The sequence below is a fragment of the Paraburkholderia sp. HC6.4b genome (genome assembly GCF_014200875.1).
GTDB classification, from domain to species: Bacteria; Pseudomonadota; Gammaproteobacteria; order Burkholderiales; family Burkholderiaceae; genus Paraburkholderia; species Paraburkholderia tuberum.
The window spans coordinates 38,145-55,028 of record NZ_JACHDC010000024.1; the positions used below are offsets into that span (position 1 = coordinate 38,145).

17 protein-coding genes are annotated in these 16,884 nt (G+C 66.3%); 6 read left to right on the forward strand and 11 right to left on the reverse strand.

Translation table 11 applies throughout. The features are described from left to right. Positions 1-50 precede the first annotated feature (50 nt). The 6 genes from HDG34_RS31345 to HDG34_RS31370 form a co-directional block, all read right to left on the reverse strand. A complete protein-coding gene (locus tag HDG34_RS31345; protein WP_184065789.1) occupies positions 51-650 on the reverse strand; it encodes a rhomboid family intramembrane serine protease in 600 nt (199 codons plus the stop codon). Between the two features lie 162 nt (positions 651-812). Next, positions 813-2,630 carry a glutamine--fructose-6-phosphate transaminase (isomerizing) gene (gene glmS, locus HDG34_RS31350; protein WP_184065792.1) on the reverse strand — a complete coding sequence of 606 codons (1,818 nt, stop codon included), beginning with the start codon at positions 2,628-2,630 and terminating at the stop codon, positions 813-815. A gap of 59 nt (positions 2,631-2,689) precedes the next feature. Next, a complete protein-coding gene (gene glmU / locus HDG34_RS31355) occupies positions 2,690-4,051 on the reverse strand; it encodes a bifunctional UDP-N-acetylglucosamine diphosphorylase/glucosamine-1-phosphate N-acetyltransferase GlmU (RefSeq protein ID WP_184065795.1) in 1,362 nt (453 codons plus the stop codon). 141 nt (positions 4,052-4,192) lie between these two features. Continuing rightward, a complete protein-coding gene (ttcA, locus tag HDG34_RS31360; protein ID WP_184065798.1) occupies positions 4,193-5,194 on the reverse strand; it encodes a tRNA 2-thiocytidine(32) synthetase TtcA in 1,002 nt (333 codons plus the stop codon). Positions 5,195-5,197: 3 nt separating this feature from the next. Next, a complete protein-coding gene (locus HDG34_RS31365) occupies positions 5,198-5,593 on the reverse strand; it encodes a dihydroneopterin aldolase (RefSeq protein ID WP_090802589.1) in 396 nt (131 codons plus the stop codon). A 91-nt stretch (positions 5,594-5,684) separates the two neighbouring features. Then, the gene (locus tag HDG34_RS31370; protein ID WP_184065800.1) at positions 5,685-6,512 is read right to left on the reverse strand and encodes an SDR family oxidoreductase; all 828 of its coding nucleotides are present in this window, start codon (positions 6,510-6,512) and stop codon (positions 5,685-5,687) included. Positions 6,513-6,525: 13 nt separating this feature from the next. On the opposite strand from HDG34_RS31370, the gene HDG34_RS31375 reads away from it, so the two are divergent. Next, positions 6,526-7,728: a class I SAM-dependent methyltransferase gene (locus tag HDG34_RS31375; RefSeq protein ID WP_184065803.1), complete on the forward strand. Its 1,203-nt coding sequence runs from the start codon at positions 6,526-6,528 to the stop codon at positions 7,726-7,728. A gap of 31 nt (positions 7,729-7,759) precedes the next feature. After that, positions 7,760-7,954 (forward strand): DUF2905 domain-containing protein, encoded by a 195-nt coding sequence (locus HDG34_RS31380; RefSeq protein WP_018418711.1) that lies wholly within the window; start codon positions 7,760-7,762, stop codon positions 7,952-7,954. 34 nt (positions 7,955-7,988) lie between these two features. Here HDG34_RS31380 and HDG34_RS31385 read toward each other — a convergent pair whose 3' ends face one another. The 4 genes from HDG34_RS31385 to HDG34_RS31400 all read right to left on the reverse strand — a co-directional run bounded on the left by HDG34_RS31385 (position 7,989) and on the right by HDG34_RS31400 (position 12,902). Continuing rightward, the gene (locus HDG34_RS31385; RefSeq protein WP_184065806.1) at positions 7,989-9,221 is read right to left on the reverse strand and encodes a multifunctional CCA addition/repair protein; all 1,233 of its coding nucleotides are present in this window, start codon (positions 9,219-9,221) and stop codon (positions 7,989-7,991) included. After that, positions 9,218-9,871 carry a glutathione S-transferase family protein gene (locus HDG34_RS31390; RefSeq protein ID WP_184065809.1) on the reverse strand — a complete coding sequence of 218 codons (654 nt, stop codon included), beginning with the start codon at positions 9,869-9,871 and terminating at the stop codon, positions 9,218-9,220. Before HDG34_RS31390 ends, HDG34_RS31385 begins: the two co-directional genes overlap by 4 nt. Before the next feature lie 27 nt (positions 9,872-9,898). Beyond that, the gene (locus tag HDG34_RS31395; protein WP_090802583.1) at positions 9,899-10,852 is read right to left on the reverse strand and encodes a complex I NDUFA9 subunit family protein; all 954 of its coding nucleotides are present in this window, start codon (positions 10,850-10,852) and stop codon (positions 9,899-9,901) included. A gap of 82 nt (positions 10,853-10,934) precedes the next feature. Continuing rightward, on the reverse strand, positions 10,935-12,902 hold the full coding sequence (locus HDG34_RS31400) for a lytic transglycosylase domain-containing protein (protein ID WP_184065812.1): 1,968 nt from the start codon (positions 12,900-12,902) through the stop codon (positions 10,935-10,937). A gap of 20 nt (positions 12,903-12,922) precedes the next feature. Here HDG34_RS31400 and HDG34_RS31405 point away from each other — a divergent pair, with 20 nt between their 5' ends. Next, a complete protein-coding gene (locus tag HDG34_RS31405; protein ID WP_184065815.1) occupies positions 12,923-13,522 on the forward strand; it encodes a 5-formyltetrahydrofolate cyclo-ligase in 600 nt (199 codons plus the stop codon). A gap of 51 nt (positions 13,523-13,573) precedes the next feature. On the opposite strand, the gene HDG34_RS31410 is transcribed toward HDG34_RS31405, so the two are convergent. Beyond that, positions 13,574-14,086, reverse strand: a complete 513-nt coding sequence (locus tag HDG34_RS31410; RefSeq protein ID WP_018418717.1) for a winged helix DNA-binding protein — start codon at positions 14,084-14,086, stop codon at positions 13,574-13,576. 210 nt (positions 14,087-14,296) lie between these two features. Between HDG34_RS31410 and pxpB the strand changes: the two genes are divergently transcribed. The 3 genes from pxpB to pxpA are packed head-to-tail and all read left to right on the forward strand — an operon-like array spanning position 14,297 to position 16,772. Then, the gene (gene pxpB, locus HDG34_RS31415) at positions 14,297-14,950 is read left to right on the forward strand and encodes a 5-oxoprolinase subunit PxpB (protein ID WP_184065831.1); all 654 of its coding nucleotides are present in this window, start codon (positions 14,297-14,299) and stop codon (positions 14,948-14,950) included. Next, entirely contained in the window at positions 14,947-15,999 is a 1,053-nt protein-coding gene (locus tag HDG34_RS31420) for a biotin-dependent carboxyltransferase family protein (RefSeq protein WP_184065834.1), read from the forward strand. The genes pxpB and HDG34_RS31420 overlap by 4 nt, the downstream gene beginning before the upstream one ends. Before the next feature lie 20 nt (positions 16,000-16,019). Beyond that, a complete protein-coding gene (gene pxpA, locus HDG34_RS31425; protein WP_184065837.1) occupies positions 16,020-16,772 on the forward strand; it encodes a 5-oxoprolinase subunit PxpA in 753 nt (250 codons plus the stop codon). The last annotated feature ends 112 nt before the right edge of the window (positions 16,773-16,884 follow it).

Below are 16,884 nucleotides of genomic sequence, written 5' to 3' on the forward strand. Positions count from 1 at the left end.
ATTCGTCGATCACCCGGCGATATGCCGATAGGCGAAAAGATGCGGGTGGGTCAGCGCACGCGCACCCGGTTTGCCGCGCCGGCCCCCGCACGCGCGGCGAGCACACCACCGAGCACGCCGCCGACATGGCTCTGCCACGACACATCCGGATAGATCGGCAGTACGCCGAACAGCAGGCTCAGACCGTAGCTGCTGACGACGACCAGGGCCACGAGGATCGACACGAGATTGCGCGTGTAGTAACCACGCGCAACCAGGTGACCCGCATAGCCGAACACCAGCCCGCTCGCGCCGATATGCACCGAATACGGCGCGCCGAATAGCCACGCGCAAAGACCGGCGCCGAGCATCGCGCCGATGGTCGCGCGCCAGAAGCCGGCGATGTTCGGCCACGTACACAGCCAGCCGAGTACGACGAGCCCGCTGGTGTTGGCGGCGATGTGTCCGACGCTCGCATGCAGCCACGGCGCGAACAGGATGCCCTGCAAGCCGTCGAGCGAACGCGGCACGACGCCGTGTTCGTTCAGATGCAGGAACGGCAACGCAACCGACAGAAAGAACACCGCCCACATCGAACCGACGAACAGCGCGATCAGCACGACGCGTGACTTCAGCTTTTCGGTTAGCGTGTTGGGAGGTGAGGTCTTCATGATGACGAGGCCACGTGGGATGTCGACAGAGGGTAGTCGATGTGGCGTCGTCACGTCGAGGCATCGTGGCAAGACAGATGCCGATGGTGTTTCGTCCGCCGGACCGCATGGCGGCGCGGCGGAATGCGTGAGCTTGCGGCCCGGTTTGCCGCTACGTCTTCGTCACTCCACCGTCACCGACTTCGCCAGGTTCCGCGGCTTATCCACATCCGTGCCACGCGCACAAGCGGTGTGATACGCGAGCAACTGCAGCGGCACGACGTGCAGGATCGGCGACAGCAAGCCATAGTGCTCTGGCATCCGGATCACATGCAGCCCTTCGCCGTTGACGATCTTCGTATCGGCATCGGCGAACACATAAAGCTCGCCGCCGCGCGCGCGCACTTCCTGGATGTTCGACTTCAGCTTTTCGAGCAGCGCGTCGTTCGGCGCGACCGTCACCACCGGCATCGCTTCGGTCACGAGCGCCAGCGGCCCGTGCTTCAGCTCGCCAGCCGGATACGCCTCGGCGTGGATATACGAAATCTCCTTGAGCTTCAGCGCGCCTTCGAGCGCGATCGGATAGTGCATGCCGCGTCCGAGGAACAACGCATGTTCCTTGCGCGAAAACTCCTCCGACCACGCGATGATCTGCGGCTCCAGCGCGAGCACGCTGTTGAGCGCCGCCGGCAGGTGGCGCAACTGCTTCAGATAACTCGCTTCCTGCTCGTCGTTCAAACGTCCGCGCAGCTTCGCGAGCGTTGCCGCCAGCGTGAACAGGGCAACCAGCTGCGTCGTGAATGCCTTGGTCGACGCGACGCCGATCTCGCGGCCCGCGTGCGTGAGGAACGACAACTCGGTCTGCCGCACCATCGCGCTCGTGCCGACGTTGCAGATCGCGAGCGTGTGCTTGTGGCCGAGCCCCTGCGCGTGCTTGAGCGCCGCGAGCGTGTCGGCGGTTTCGCCCGACTGCGAAATCACCACCACCAGCGACTTCGGATTCGGCACCGACTCGCGATAGCGATACTCGCTCGCGATCTCGACCTGAGTCGGAATCTTCGCGAGCGATTCGAGCCAGTACTTGGCGGTGAGCCCCGAGTAGTAGCTGGTGCCGCACGCGAGAATCAGCAGGCTGTCGATGTCCGCGAACACCTGGCGCGCGCCTTCGCCGAAGATCGACGCATCGAACGCGTCGGCCTGCGGAATCGTGTCGGTGATCGCGCGCGGCTGCTCGAAGATTTCCTTCTGCATGAAGTGGCGATACGGGCCGAGTTCGACCGCGCCGCCATAGGCGGCCACCTGGCGCACCTCGCGTTGCGCGGCCTCGCCCTGGCGATCGGCGATGCGCACGCCATCGAGCGACAGTTCGCAGACGTCGCCTTCCTCGAGGAAGATGAAGCGCTCGGTGCTGCCTGCGAGCGCGAGCGCGTCCGATGCGAGGAAGTTTTCGCCGTCCCCGAGCCCGACCACGAGCGGCGAGCCCTGACGCGCGCCGACCACCGTATGCGGCTGATCCTCGTGCAGCACCGCGATCGCATACGCGCCGTGCAGTTGCGCGATCGCCTCGCGCACCGCAGCGAACAGGTCGCCGCGATACAGGCTATGGACCAGGTGCGCGATAACCTCGGTGTCGGTCTGCGAGACGAACTCGTAACCCTTGCCGCGCAGCATTTCGCGCAAGGTCTCGTAGTTTTCGATGATGCCGTTGTGTACCAACGCCAGCGCATCCCGCGAGAAGATCGGGTGCGCGTTGTCGGTGACCGGTGCGCCATGCGTGGCCCAGCGTGTATGCGCGATGCCCGTCACGCCTTCGAGGCGACCGTCGCGCACCTGGCCTTCGAGGTCGGCCACGCGCGCGACGCTGCGCGCGCGGCTCGGCCCGCGAGCGCCGAGCACGGCGACGCCGCACGAATCGTAGCCGCGATATTCGAGGCGTCGCAGTCCTTCGATCAGGACGGGAACGATATTACGTTGCGCAACCGCGCCGACAATGCCGCACATGGTGTATTCCTTTTCAGTGCCGGATTCAGTGAGCGCGCCTCGTGGGCACGCCGTATCGATCAGCTTTTCTTTTTGACAGGGCGCACGTAGCCCGTCTTGCTCGTCTGGGTTTTATCGTTCAACACCAGCGCGTCGGCGGCGACGTCCTTCCACACCGTGGTGCCGGCCGCGATCGTCGCGCCGCGCTGCACGCGCACCGGTGCGACCAGCTGCGTGTCCGAGCCGACGAACACGTCGTCCTCGATCACGGTGCGGAATTTGTTGGCGCCGTCGTAGTTGCAGGTGATCGTGCCCGCGCCGATATTCACGCGCGCGCCGACATCCGCATCGCCGATGTAAGTGAGGTGGTTGGCCTTCGAGCCATGACCGAGCACCGCGTTCTTGATCTCGACGAAGTTCCCTACATGAGACTCGTCCTGCAGCGCCGCGCCTGTGCGCAAGCGCGCATATGGACCGACAACGGCCTTCGCGCCGACTTGCGCGCCTTCGATGTGCGTGAACGCATCGACGCGCGTACCGGCGCCAATACTCGCGTTGCGAATCACGCAGTTCGGCCCGATGCTGACGTTGTCGGCCAGCGTCACACGGCCTTCGAACACGCAGTTGACGTCGATCGACACGTCGCGGCCGCATTCGAGCGTGCCGCGCACGTCGACGCGCGCCGGGTCGGCGAGCGTCACGCCCGCGACGAGTAGTGCGTCGGCGACATTGCGCTGATGAATCCGCTCGAGCTCGGCGAGCTGCTGCTTGCTGTTGACGCCGAGCGTTTCCCACTCGTCGTCGGGCTGCGTGGTGACGACTTCGAGGCCGGCTTCGATCGCCATTTCGACCGCGTCGGTCAGATAGAACTCGCCTTGCGCGTTGTCGTTTTTGAGCGCCGCGAGCCAGTCGGCAAGGCGCGCGGTCGGCGCGACGATGATGCCGGTGTTGATTTCGGCGATCTTCAGCTGCTCGGGACTCGCGTCCTTCTGCTCGACGATGCGTTGCACGTTGCCGTGCAGATCGCGCACGATGCGGCCGTAACCGGTCGGGTCGTCGAGCGTGACGGTGAGCACGCCGTAGCCGTCCTGGCCGGCACGCCCGGTCAGTGCGCGCAGCGTTTGCGCACGCGTGAGCGGCACGTCGCCATAAAGCACCAGCGTGGGCAACGAAGGATCGAGCAGCGGCAGCGCCTGCTGCACCGCGTGGCCGGTGCCGAGCTGTTGCTCCTGCACCGCGAACTGGATATCGGGCGCGGCGACGGCTTCGCGCACGGCTTCGGCGCCGTGGCCGATCACGACGATCAGGCGGGCGGGCTTCAGCGCGCGGGCGGTGTCGATGACATGAGCGAGGAGCGGCCGGCCGGCCAGAGGATGGAGCACCTTGGGAAGCGCGGACCGCATGCGCTTGCCGGTACCTGCCGCCAAAATGACGATGTTCATGGCGTCGGCAAATAGACGAGTTTGGAGCGGACGATTCTATCATGCTGCACCTGCAAAAAAGGCCGCAGACGCGGCCTCGGCAGGGCTTGCAAGCCAGCGGAAAAGCGCCGGAATGCCGCCGGAACAGGCACTTTTCGCTCGTTACAGGTCGTCGAACTGGACCAGCGAAATGGTCTTCGCACTGGTGAGCGGCGCGCCTTCGCCGCCGCTCGAGCATGGTTCTTCGTCGAACGCGATGTCACCTTGCGGGTCGGCTTCGCCGCTCGCGCGCAGCCCCGCGAACGCAAACAGCTGGTGATCCATCAGATGCGACGGCACCACGTTCGACAACGCATTGAACATGTTCTCGATGCGGCCCGGGAAACGCTTTTCCCAGTCGCGGACCAGCGCCTTCATTTCCGCGCGCTTAAGGTTTGGTTGGCTACCGCACAGATTGCACGGAATGATCGGGAATTCACGCAACTCGGCGTACTTCTCCAGATCGGTTTCCTTCACGTAGGCGAGCGGCCGGATCACGATGTTCTTGCCGTCGTCCGATTGCAGCTTGGGCGGCATGCCCTTCAACTTGCCGCCATAGAACAGGTTCAGCAGCAGCGTTTGCAGGATGTCGTCGCGATGATGGCCGAGCGCGATCTTGGTCGCGCCGAGCTCGCCGGCGACGCGATACAGGATGCCGCGCCGCAGCCGCGAGCACAGCGAACAGGTGGTCTTGCCCTCCGGCACGAGCCGCTTGACGATGCTGTAGGTGTCCTGATTCTCGATGTGAAACGGGATGTCGAGCTGGGTCAGATACTCGGGCAGCACGTGCTCGGGGAAGCCCGGCTGCTTCTGGTCGAGGTTTACCGCGACGATGTCGAAATTGATCGGCGCGCGCTCGCGCAGCCGCATCAGGATCTCGAGCATCGCGTAACTGTCCTTGCCGCCCGACAGGCACACCATCACCTTGTCGCCGTCCTCGATCATGTTGTAGTCGCCGATCGCCTGGCCGACCTGGCGCGCGAGACGCTTGAAGAGCTTGTTGTTCTCGTACGCTTCCTTCTGCTCGCGGCGCGTGAGCGGCGATTTCGAGGCGCGGGCGGCGCTCGGTGCCGCGGTGGCGTCAGCGGCTTCGTTGTCTGCGGTCAGGATTTCCGGTGCGTTCATCGCTCAGTCCTCCTTGATGCGGAAGACTTCGACGCCGACCGCATCGCAGTCCGGATACACGTCCGGCTTTTCGGTCGACACGCGCGCGCCGCGCACCTGCGGATGTTCGAGCATCGCGCGCACGAGGTCGTCGCACAGCGTTTCCTGCAGATGAATATGGCCTTGCGAGACGCGCCTCGCGATCGTCGAGCGCATGAAGTCGTAGTCGACGACTTCGGTGAGCTTGTCGTGCACCGGCGTGGACATCGCGAGCGGCACGAACAGTTCGACGTTGATCACGACGCGCTGCTCGCCGCGCTTTTCGAAGTCGTGCACGCCGATATTGATGTGCACTTCGTAATTGCGCAGAAAAAGCCGGCGGCAATCGGCGAGCCGGGGGTGCGAAAGAGCGGCAAACATGTTCGTTCCAGTCCAAAAAAGCGTGCGGGGCACGCAAAGGGGCGCTTCGCCACACGCGATGGCCGCCTCGAAGGCCGGCCACGCGCGCGTGTCAGGCGCCCGTCAAAAACATCACGTCGCGCGGCAGCGGCACGAGATGCTGCCCGCCGTCGACCACCAGCGTCGTTCCGGTAACGCCGGCTGCATCCGCGAGATACAGCGCGGCGGCGACGATATCCTCGGGCCGCGACGCACGGCCAAGAGGCGTCATACGGTGAGCGGCCTCGAACCCGTGCTGGGTCTGGTCGCCCGATTGCATGGTCAGCCCGGGCGCGAGCCCGACCACCCGGAGCTTCGGCGCGAGCGCCTGAGCGAGCGCGACCGTCGCGGTCTGCAGCGCCGCCTTCGACAGCGTGTACGACAGATAGTCCGGGTTCATGTTGTACAGCTTCTGATCCAGCACATTGATGACGACGCCGCGCTGGCTTTCGTCGCGCAACGCCGCATCGGGCGTCGCGTCGTAAAGCATGCGCGCGAGCACGAGCGGCGCGCCGACGTTCATCGCGGTCAGCTTCAGCAGCAGCTCGTAGCCGACGTCGCGCGCCGTGTCTTCCTCGAAGCGCGACGCGTTATTGACGATGCACGACGGCCGCCCGAGCGCAGCGGCGCAGTCCGGCAGCAGCCGGGCGACCTGCGCCTCGTCGCCGAGCTCGGCGTGCAGCGCGACCGCGCGGCGGCCCAGCGCGACGATCTGCGCGACCACTTCGTCGGCGTCCTCACGCGAGGCACCGTAGTGCACGGCCACGTCCCAGCCGCGCGCGGCGAAGCCGAGGGCGAGCGCGCGCCCGATGCGGCGCGCGGCGCCCGTAATCAGCACGACGCGGGGCGTTTCGGGCGGCAGTTCAGCCGCGCGGGCAGCGATGTCCGGAGAAACGGTCATTTACAATGCGGGGATGAATCCCAAAGCTCACCAACCCGATAGTTTACCTGCTCCCGGCCCGAGCGCGCTCGCGCAGTCCGACGCGCTCGTCGCCGAGATCCGCGCGCAGCTCGACGCGGCCGGCGGCTGGCTGCCGTTCGACCGCTACATGGAGCGCGCGTTGTACGCGCCGGGTCTCGGCTACTACAGCGGCGGTGCGCGTAAATTCGGCCTGCGCGCCGACGACGGCAGCGACTTCGTCACCGCGCCGGAATTGTCGCCGCTGTTCGCCGCGACGCTCGCGCGCCCGCTCGCCGAAGCGTTGGAGGCGAGCGGCACGCGCGATGTGATGGAGTTCGGCGCCGGCACCGGCAAGCTCGCCGCGGGCTTGCTCAATGCGCTCGACACGCTCGGCGCCGGGCTCGACAGCTATTCGATCATCGATCTATCGGGTGAGCTGCGCGAGCGGCAGCGCGAAACGATCGCGGCGGCCGCGCCCGCGCTGCTCGCGAAAGTGCGCTGGCTCGACGCGTTGCCGCAGCGCTTCGAAGGCGTGGTGATCGGCAACGAGGTGCTCGATGCGATGCCGGTGCGGCTCTTCGCGCAAAACGGCGGTGTCTGGCGCGAGCGCGGCGTGGTGTGGCGCGACGGCGCCTTCGCGTTCGACGACCGCCCCGTCGCGGCCGCCGCGGACCTCGCGCTGCTGACCGAAATCGATGCGACCCGCGAACCGGCCGGCGACGACTACGTGACAGAAACGCACGAAGCCGCGCGCGCCTTCACGCGCACCATCTGCACGATGCTCGCGCGCGGCGCGATCTTGCTGATCGACTACGGTTTTCCGCGCCACGAGTACTACCACGACCAGCGCGCGCAGGGCACGCTGATGTGCCACTACCGGCACCGCGCGCACGGCGACCCGTTCCTGTACCCCGGTCTGCAGGACATCACTGCGCACGTCGAATTCACCGGCATCGCCGAGGCGGGCGTCGAGACCGGCGCGGACCTGCTCGGCTTCACATCGCAAGCGCGCTTCCTGCTGAACGCGGGCGTCACCGAGGTGCTCGGCGAAATCGATCCCGCCGACGCCGCGCGCTTTCTTCCCGCCGCCAACGCGGTACAGAAGCTGCTGTCCGAGGCGGAGATGGGCGAGCTCTTCAAGGTGATCGCGTTTTCGCGCGGACTCGACGATACGCTGCGCGCCTTTTCGAGCGGCGATCGTTCGCATACGCTGTGATCGTGAATCCGCTCTGGCTCGAGGACTCGCGATGATTCGCTGGCTTTTGACTACCTTCGTTGCCGTCGCGGTGCTGTCGTCGTGCTGGCCGTGGCTGAGGAAGCTCGGCATCGGCCGGATGCCCGGCGACGTGACCTTGCGGCTGTTCGGCCGCGAGTATCCGTTTCCGTTCATGTCGACGCTGGTGCTGTCGATGCTGTTGTCGCTGTTGGCGCGGGTGTTGTAGGCGCCGTCGCGCGCTACTTTACGCCCGCGCGACTTCAAGCCAGCGCAGCCTCTACCGCACGCACGCGCTCCTCATGCACGGCGTCCTTGATGCCGGCCGGCGCATCGGCGAGCCGCTGCGCCACTGCCCCTGCATCCACGCCTCGCGCGGCCACCAGTGCAAGCCTCAGCCGCTCGGCCTGCGGGTACTCGCTCATCTCGAGGCCGAGCCGCCCGCGTGCATCCGACTCGCAGGCCTGCAGCGCCTCGGCGAAGCGCGCCGGCTTCCTGATCGCGTCGCTGCGCTCGAGCAGGCGCACCACAGCCGCCGCCCCCATCTCCATCACGCGATGAATATTGCCGTGCTCGCGCGCGACCAGCACCGCCAGATCGCGGCACTCGTTCGGCACGCGCAGCCGCTCGCACAGCGGCTTCAGCAGATCGACGCTGCGGCCCTCGTGACCGATGTGCCGCGGCAGCAGGTCCTCCGGCGTGGTCGCCTTGCCGAGGTCGTGCGTCAGCGCCGCGAAGCGCACCGGCAGCGCGTAGCCCTGCTGCGCGGCATGGTCTAGCACCATCATCACGTGGACACCGGTATCGACCTCGGGGTGATAGTCGGCGCGCTGCGGCACGCCGAACAGCGCGTCGATCTCCGGCAGAATCCGCGCGAGCGCGCCGCAGTCGCGCAGCACGCCGAACATCCGCGACGGCTTCTTCTCCATCAACCCGCGCGACACCTCCTGCCACACGCGCTCGGCCACTAGCGCATCGGCTTCGCCGTCGGCGACCATCTCGCGCATCAGCGCCAGCGTTTCCGGCGCGACCGTGAAATCGAGGAAACGCGCCGCGAAACGCGCGATGCGCAGAATCCGCACCGGATCTTCGAGGAAGGCGGCGCTGACATGGCGAAAAAGCCGCGCCTGCAAGTCAGCCTGGCCGTTGAACGGATCGATGACGGGGCCGGTCAGTTCGCCGTCCGGGCGCACCTCGCGCGCCATCGCGTTGATCGTCAGATCGCGGCGCGCGAGGTCTTCTTCGAGCGTCACGTCGGGCGCATAGAAAAACTGGAAGCCGTGATAGCCGGCCGCCGTCTTGCGCTCGGTGCGCGCGAGCGCGTACTCCTCCTGCGTCTGCGGATGCAGGAATACCGGAAAGTCCTTGCCCACCGGCCGATAGCCCTGCGCGACCATCTGCTCGGGTGTTGCTCCCACCACCACGTAGTCGCGGTCCTGCACCGGCACGCCGAGCAGCTCGTCGCGGACCGCGCCACCTACTGCATAGATATTCATGGGCATTCGTCTTGATAGGCGATCGCGTGCGTTTCGCGGCGCGAGGCGTCGATCCATGCATTGACCGCGGGCAGCTCGGTGAGCCGCTCGACATAGGCGGCTGCGGTCTCCGACAACGCCGGCTTCCACGTGTTGAAGCGCATCGCGACCGGCGCGAACATCGCGTCGGCAATGCCGAATTCGCCGAACAGGAACGGACCGCCGTAGGTCTCGAGGCAGTCGCACCAGATCGTCTCGATCCGCGCGATATCGGCGAGCGCGCCCGGCGTCGCGTTCTTGCCCGGGAACGACGCACGGATGTTCATCCACATCTTCGAGCGCAACTCGCCGAACCCCGAATGCATCTCGGCGCTGACGCTGCGCGCATGCGCGCGCGCCGCCGCGTCTCGCGGCCACAGCGCGTGTTGCGGGAAGCGCTCGGCGAGCGTTTCGGCGATCGCCAGCGAATCCCACACGGCCTGCCCGGCGTCGTCGATCAGGCACGGCACCTTGCCCGGTCCGCGCGGCGCCTGAGCGCGGATCTTCGCATTCGTGTCCGCTTCGTACAGCAGGATCAGTTCCTCGTCGAACGGAATGCCGAAGTGCGTGAGCAGCAGCCACGGACGCATCGACCACGACGAATAGTTCTTGTCACCAATCAGCAGTTTCATACTTGTTATCAGGTAGAGGGAAAGGCTTCAGCGTCCGGCGTTGGCGCGGAACGTGTCGAGTCGCGAACCCGAGGCAGCACCGGTCAGGTACGTCGGCACGATCGCTTCGATGCTGACCGGTTCGAGTCCGAGCTCGGGCGCGAGCGGCCCGCTCAGAATGTTGGCAACCTTCATCGAATCGAGATTGTCGCGCGAAATCACCGGTTCGCCCGGCGCCATTTCGAAGCTCAACGCCTGCAGGCGCGCGAGCGGCTCGGGCAGACGGATGATGCGCGCATGCTTGCCGATCACGTCGCCGCAGTACGAAACCAGGTCTTCGAGCGTGTAGACGGTCGGACCGCCGAGCTCGTAGGTGCGGCCGCTCGCGCCATCGAGATCGAGCACGTTGACGATCGCCTTCGCGACGTCGCCGACATAGACCGGTTGGAACTGCGCGTCCGGCATCGCGAGCGGAATGGCCGGAAACACGCGCTGCAGGAACGCGAACTTGTTCAGAAACGCGTCCTCGGGTCCGAACACGACGGACGGCCGGAAGATCGTCCACGCGACGTTGGCCGCATGCACGGCTTTCTCGCCGTCGGCCTTCGAGCGCGAATACATGCTCGGGCCGTTCGGATTGGCGCCTAGCGCGCTCAGATGAATCAGCCGATGCACGCCCTTGCCTTCGCAGGCGGCGACGATGCGCGTCGGCAGCTCGACGTGCGCATGCGCGAACTCCCGCCCATAGGGCTTGCCGCGTTTGCCGTTCAGGATACCGACCAGATTGATTACGCAATCCGCGCCCTCGACGAAGCGCGCGAGTTGCACCGGATCGAACACGTCGGTTTCGAGCACGTCGATCGGCAGCATGGTCAGATGTCGCGCGTTGTAGCGTCGCCGTGTGGCGACGCGCACGTCCTTGCCCGTCTCGACGAGCGCGTTGACGAGGTAGCTGCCGATAAACCCTGAACCGCCGATGACCGCGATGGCTTGATGTCGCATTTTTCGACTCCCTGATGGAAGCCGCGGCAACGGCTGGCGAAGCGCGCCGCAACCTCGAAGCGAGATTGCGGCGCCAAGGCGCTTACGGTGCGATGTAACCCAGGCGCGCCTTCAGCGATTGCGGACGGCCTTCGAACAATGCCGCGTAGTAGACCGTGTTGGACAACACATTTTTCACGTAGTCACGAGTTTCCTGAAACGGAATCGTCTCGGCGAAGACCGCGCCTTCGACCGGGCGCTGCAGCGACTGCCGCCAGTTGCGCGGACGGCCCGGACCTGCGTTGTAGCCAGCGGTGGCCAGCACGGCGGACCCGTCGAACTGATTGTAGATCATCGCCAGGTAGTTCGTGCCGAGCAGGATGTTGGTGTCGATGTCGTTCATCTGCTCGCGCGACACCGGTCCCAGACCGATCTTCTTCGCGACCAGTTGCGCGGTGGCGGGCATCAGCTGCATCAGTCCGCCCGCGCCGACCTCAGAGCGCGCGTTGATGATGAAGCGCGACTCCTGGCGAATCAGCCCGTACGCCCACTCGACGTCGAGCCCGCTCGACTGCGCGTCCTGCTCGACGATGTTGCGGAACGGCGATAGATAGCGCAGCGAAAAATCGTGCTCGCTCTTCGTGCGGTCCGCGGTGTTGACGGTGCGGTCGTACAGCTCGATGCGGCGCGCGTACTCGGCGGCGGCGAGCAGTTGCCGGTCGGACATGTTGCGCAACGGCCAGTTCCACTCGCGATTGCCTTCGAGCCGCAGATTCAGCCCATAGAAGCGCTGCGCGAGATCGAAGCCCGGCGTGGTGCCGGCTTGCTGCACTTCGGCGTCGGTCACGGTGGTTTTCGGCGGCACGGTGATCTTCTGGCCGAGCTCTTCGAGCGCGAGCTGGCCGTAGAAGTTGAAGTTCGACGCGATCGACTGGAATTCCTGACTGGCCGTAGCCGTGTCGCCGGCCTGCTTCAGCGCGCGCGCGTGCCAGTACACCCACGACGGTTGCTTGCGCAGCGACTCGGGCATCTGCTCGATCGACCAGCGCACCATGTTCCAGTCGCCTGCGAGTAGCGCGCTGCGTGTGCGCCATTCATACGCGGGATTCGACAGCGGCGCGTTGGCCGACAGCCGGAACCAGTCGACCGCGCCAGGCATCTGCTTGAGCGCGCCCTGATAGCCGATCGTGCCCCAGCCGATCGCGCGCTCCGGCGAATTCAGCGACGGCGCGACCGACGCGAACGTGGCCGCGGCCATGGCCGGATCGTTGCGCGCCATGCGCGTGATGGCGAGCAGCGCCAGTTGATGCGATTGCGCATCCGGTCCGACGCCGCGCGCGAGCAATAGCGGCGGCGCATTGGTCGCCTGGCTGAACAGCACCGGGTCGGGCGGCTGGTCGCCGAGCGCGTCGACGAGCTTGCTGCCGGTACTCGTGTAGTTCTGTTCGTACGCGAGACGAATTTGCGCCCAGATGTCGTCGGCGCTGAACTGGTGGTTCACGCCGAGCACCGTGATCAGATCGACGCAGCCGTCGCCGTACCACTTCGGCTCGACGAGCAGCGCGCGCGCCGCGTCCGCGACGTTCTCGCCGCGCGACGCGCGCGATTCGAGCGCGTAGCACTTGACCTGAGTGTCGTCGTCGAGCACGAACTTCGCGTACTGCTGGTCGAAGTTGCGCCAGTCGTGACGCGTGCCGAGCACCGTCAGGTAGTCGTTGCGCATGCGATCGGCGATCGCCTGGCCGTCGTACTTCTGCAGGAACGCGAGCACGGGCGCGTCCGGCGCGTCGATGCGCGCATGGCCGGTCGAATCGAACAGCTGCGGCTTGATCTGGAAGTACTCCAGATACGAGGGCGCCGGATAATTCGGGATCATGCTCGCGAGCTGGGATGCGCGCGCCGCGTCGTTAGTACGCGAGGCTTCGCGAAGCTGGACGAAAATCTGGTCGTCGTTCGTGAGTTGCGAGATCGGAAGGGGCTTGACGGCCGAGGCAGTGCTGCAGGCCACGAGTGCCGCTGCGGCAAGCGCGATACTGGCCGCGCGATATACTCGAAAAAGGCGTTTTGACATCGTTGTTTCTGGAGCGCGAATTGGACCCAAGCATAGCATGCAACCCTGTCCCGGCAACGAAAAAGGCGCTGCGCCGGAGGTTGCTGGAAAGCCGTCTGCAAGCGGCTTCGGAGCCGGCGAAGAATGCCGTGCTCGGGCGTCGGATGCTCGACGCGCTGAAGCACTACGCGGTACGCAGCGCGGGATTCTACTGGCCGCTTGCCGGCGAGTTCGACGCGCGCGGGGCGATTGCGATCTGGCTTGCCGCGGACTCGCACCACGAAGCCAGTCTGCCAATCATTAAAGAACGTGGCATGGCGCTCGAATTCCATGCCTGGACGCCCGCGACGCCGATGAAAATCGGCCATCACAAGATTGCCGAGCCCACCTCGGGGCGCGTGGTGCTGCCCGAGCTGCTGTTCGTGCCCTGCGTGGGTTTCGACTCGGACGGCTACCGCCTCGGCTACGGCGGCGGCTATTACGACCGCACGCTGGCCGGCTGGCCGGCGGCGCACAAGCCGATCACGGTCGGCATCGCCTACGAAGCGTGCCGCACCGACACGCTGGAACGCGAGGCGCATGACATTGCGCTCGATCTGATCGTCACAGAGGCGGGGTTTCATCCGGCGCTGCCGGGCTGAACGCGCGATGCGCGGCGTGTGACGCGCCGGCGCTTGCGCAGTGTTTCGTCGTTACAGTGAAGCCGCCGCGCGCGCCGCCGTGTCGTACAGGCCCGACGCATTGCGCATCAACTGCGCGGCCTCGCCGATCTGCTGGTTGGTCAGGCCGCTTTCCTTGAGCGTCGAGATCAGGCAGTTTTCGCGCACCTCGCGATACTTCAGGCATAGTTCGCGGCCCGCGTCGGTTGCGGAAAAGAACACTTCCTTGCCGGTCTTTTCGCTTTTTACGTACCCTCTAGCTACGAGCTTTTTCAACGCGTACGTCGCGACGTGCGTGTCCTCGATGTTCAGCACGAAGCAGATGTCCGCGAGCTTCTTGCGGCGTTCGCGATGGCTCACGTGGTGCAGCAGCGACACTTCGATCGCGGTCATGTCCTTGTCGCCCGCCGCCGACATGCAGCGCACCATCCAGCGGTTGAACGCATTGCCTGCCATGATCAGCGCGTATTCGAGTTCCGAGAGTTCCGCGCTGCTCTCGGAGACGAGATGTTCCGACGAAACGATCTTGGTGGGATGACGCGTCATACGAGGTTCCCGTGACGAAAATGGGCTGGAAAAGTGTCGCAAGTGTACGACGATGCTCGCCACCGACGAGCCTGGCAAAAACGCTTATTGGTAAATCGTCAATATTTTATTGATAATGTACGCTCCAAACGTCGCCGACTCCGTGCCGGGCATGCGCCAACGCACCGCGCTGTCCGCCTCATCCTCCGACTCGATCCGGGCCGCCCAGTCATGAGCCAACCACGAATTTTTCCCCTCGGCGATGCCGCGCTCGTCTGCGAAGCGCCGCCGCCCGCCACGCTGGAGTGCCAGCAGCGCGTGTGGGCTGCGGCCGAAGCCGCGCGCGACTGGCCGCAGGTGCTCGAAGTCGTGCCCGGCATGAACAATCTGACGCTCGTGTTCGACCCGCTCTCGACCGACGCCGACGCGCTCGGCGAGCAGTTGCTGACGGCCTGGAACGCAGCGGCCAAAGCCGTGGCGCCCGGGCGCGACGTCGAGATTGCAGTGCAGTACGGCGGCGCATTCGGCCCCGATCTGCAGGCGGTCGCCGAACATACGGGCTTGAGCGCGCGCGAGGTCGTCGAACGTCATGCGGGCGGCGTCTACGTGGTGTTCTTTCTCGGCTTCCAGCCCGGCTTCGCCTATATGGGTGGGCTCGACACCGCGCTGCACACGCCGCGCCGCGCGTCGCCGCGGCTCGAGGTGCCGGCGGGCTCGGTCGGCATCGGCGGCGAGCAGACTGGCATCTATCCGGCGGTGTCGCCGGGCGGCTGGCAACTGATCGGCCGCACCGAGGTGCCGCTGTTCGATCCGGCGCGCCGTCCGCCCACGCTGCTGCAGCCCGGCGACCGGGTGCGCTTCACGATCGCGGGGATGCACGCATGATCGACGTGATCCGCGCGGGTCTCCAGACCACGATCCAGGACCTCGGCCGCCACGGCTATCGGCATCTCGGCGTCGCGATGGGGGGGGCGCTCGACCGGCTGTCGCTCGAAGTCGGCAACCGGCTGGTCGGCAACCGCCCCGACGCGGCCGGCCTCGAAATCACCTTCGGCCCGACCGCGCTGCGCTTTTTGCGCGCGACGCGCGTCGCGATCACCGGCACCGAGTTCGGCGCGACGCTCGACGGCAAACCCGTCTATTCGTTTTGGAGTCTGCCCGTGCAGGCCGGCCAGGAGCTCGTGCTGCACGCGGCGAAGCGCGGCATGCGCGGCTATGTCTGCGTGGCGGGCGGCATCGACGTGCTGCCGATGCTCGGCTCGCGCAGCACCGACCTTGCCGGCCATTTCGGCGGACTCGGCGGCCGCGCGCTCAACGACGGCGACCGTCTGCCGGTCGGCGCGCCGCAGCAGCGCGGCCACCTCGGCTTCACGCCCGAGGCGCCCGAGTTCGGCGTGAAGGCGCCCGCCTGGTGCAAGTTCGTGCTGGTCAACGAGCCGCTGCGGCGCGGTCGTCATCCGTCGGGCGTGCCGTGGGCCATACCGATCCGCGTGCTGCGCGGCCCCGAATACGACAGCTTCACCGCGGATGCACAGCAGTCGTTCTGGTCCGACGAGTGGCTCGTGACGCCGAACAGCAACCGCATGGGCTATCGCCTTGCCGGCACCGAACTGAAGCGCACGCACAAGACTGACCTGCTGTCGCACGCGGTACTGCCCGGCACGATCCAGGTGCCCCCGAACGGTCAGCCGATCGTGCTGATGAGCGACGCGCAGACCACCGGCGGCTATCCGAAGATCGGCGCGGTGATTCAGGCCGATCTGTGGAAGCTCGCGCAGGTGCGCCTGAACGGTGCTGTCCGTTTCATCCCGACGACGCCCTACGAAGCGCGCCAGGCTTTGCGGGAAGAACGCACGTATCTGCGGCAGATCGATGCCGCGATCGCGATGCATGAAGAGCGTTGCGCGCGCCGGGTGGCGCTCGCGGCGCTGTGACACTAAGTAAAGGAATCCCCATGGAAATCGATCTGAACGCCGATCTCGGCGAAGGCTGCGGCTCCGACGAGGCGCTGCTCGACCTCGTGAGTTCGGCCAACATCGCATGCGGCTGGCATGCGGGCAGCCCCAACGCGATGCGCGACTGCGTGCGCTGGGCCGTGCAGAAAGGCGTGTCGATCGGCGCGCATCCGAGCTTCAACGATCCCGAGAATTTCGGCCGCAAGGAAATGGATCTGCCGGCGGGCGAGATCTATGCGGGCGTGCTGTATCAGCTCGGCGCGCTGTCGGCGATCGCGCAGGCCGAGGGCGGGCGCATCGCGCACGTAAAGCCGCACGGCGCGCTGTACAACCAGGCCGCGCGCGACGCGAAGATCGCTGACGCGATCGTCTCCGCGGTGCACGATTTCGATCCGTCTGTCGCGGTGTTCGCGCTCGCCAACAGCGGGCTCGTGAGCGCCGCGCGCAACGCGGGCCTGACCGCGATCGAGGAAGTGTTCGCCGACCGCGGCTATCGCGCCGACGGCTCGCTCGTGCCGCGCAAGGAGCCGGGCGCGCTGCTCGACGACGAGGACGAAGTGCTCGCGCGCACGCTCGTGATGATCCGCGAGCAACGCGTGAAGGCCGTCGACGGACAGTGGGTGCCGTTGAACGCGCAGACCATCTGCCTGCACGGCGACGGCCCGCATGCGCTGGCGTTCGCGCGACGCATTCGCGGCGCGCTCGCCGACGCCGGCATCGAAGTGCATGCGGCGGCCGCCGCGCGCGTCTGAGCGTTCGCATCACCGTCCTAGCCACTGCGCGCCTCGCTCCGATCCGGCGCGCGTGACCGATCCAGCGCCCCGCACCCATGCGGGGCGATTGCCAGCCGCGGCATCAATCGCG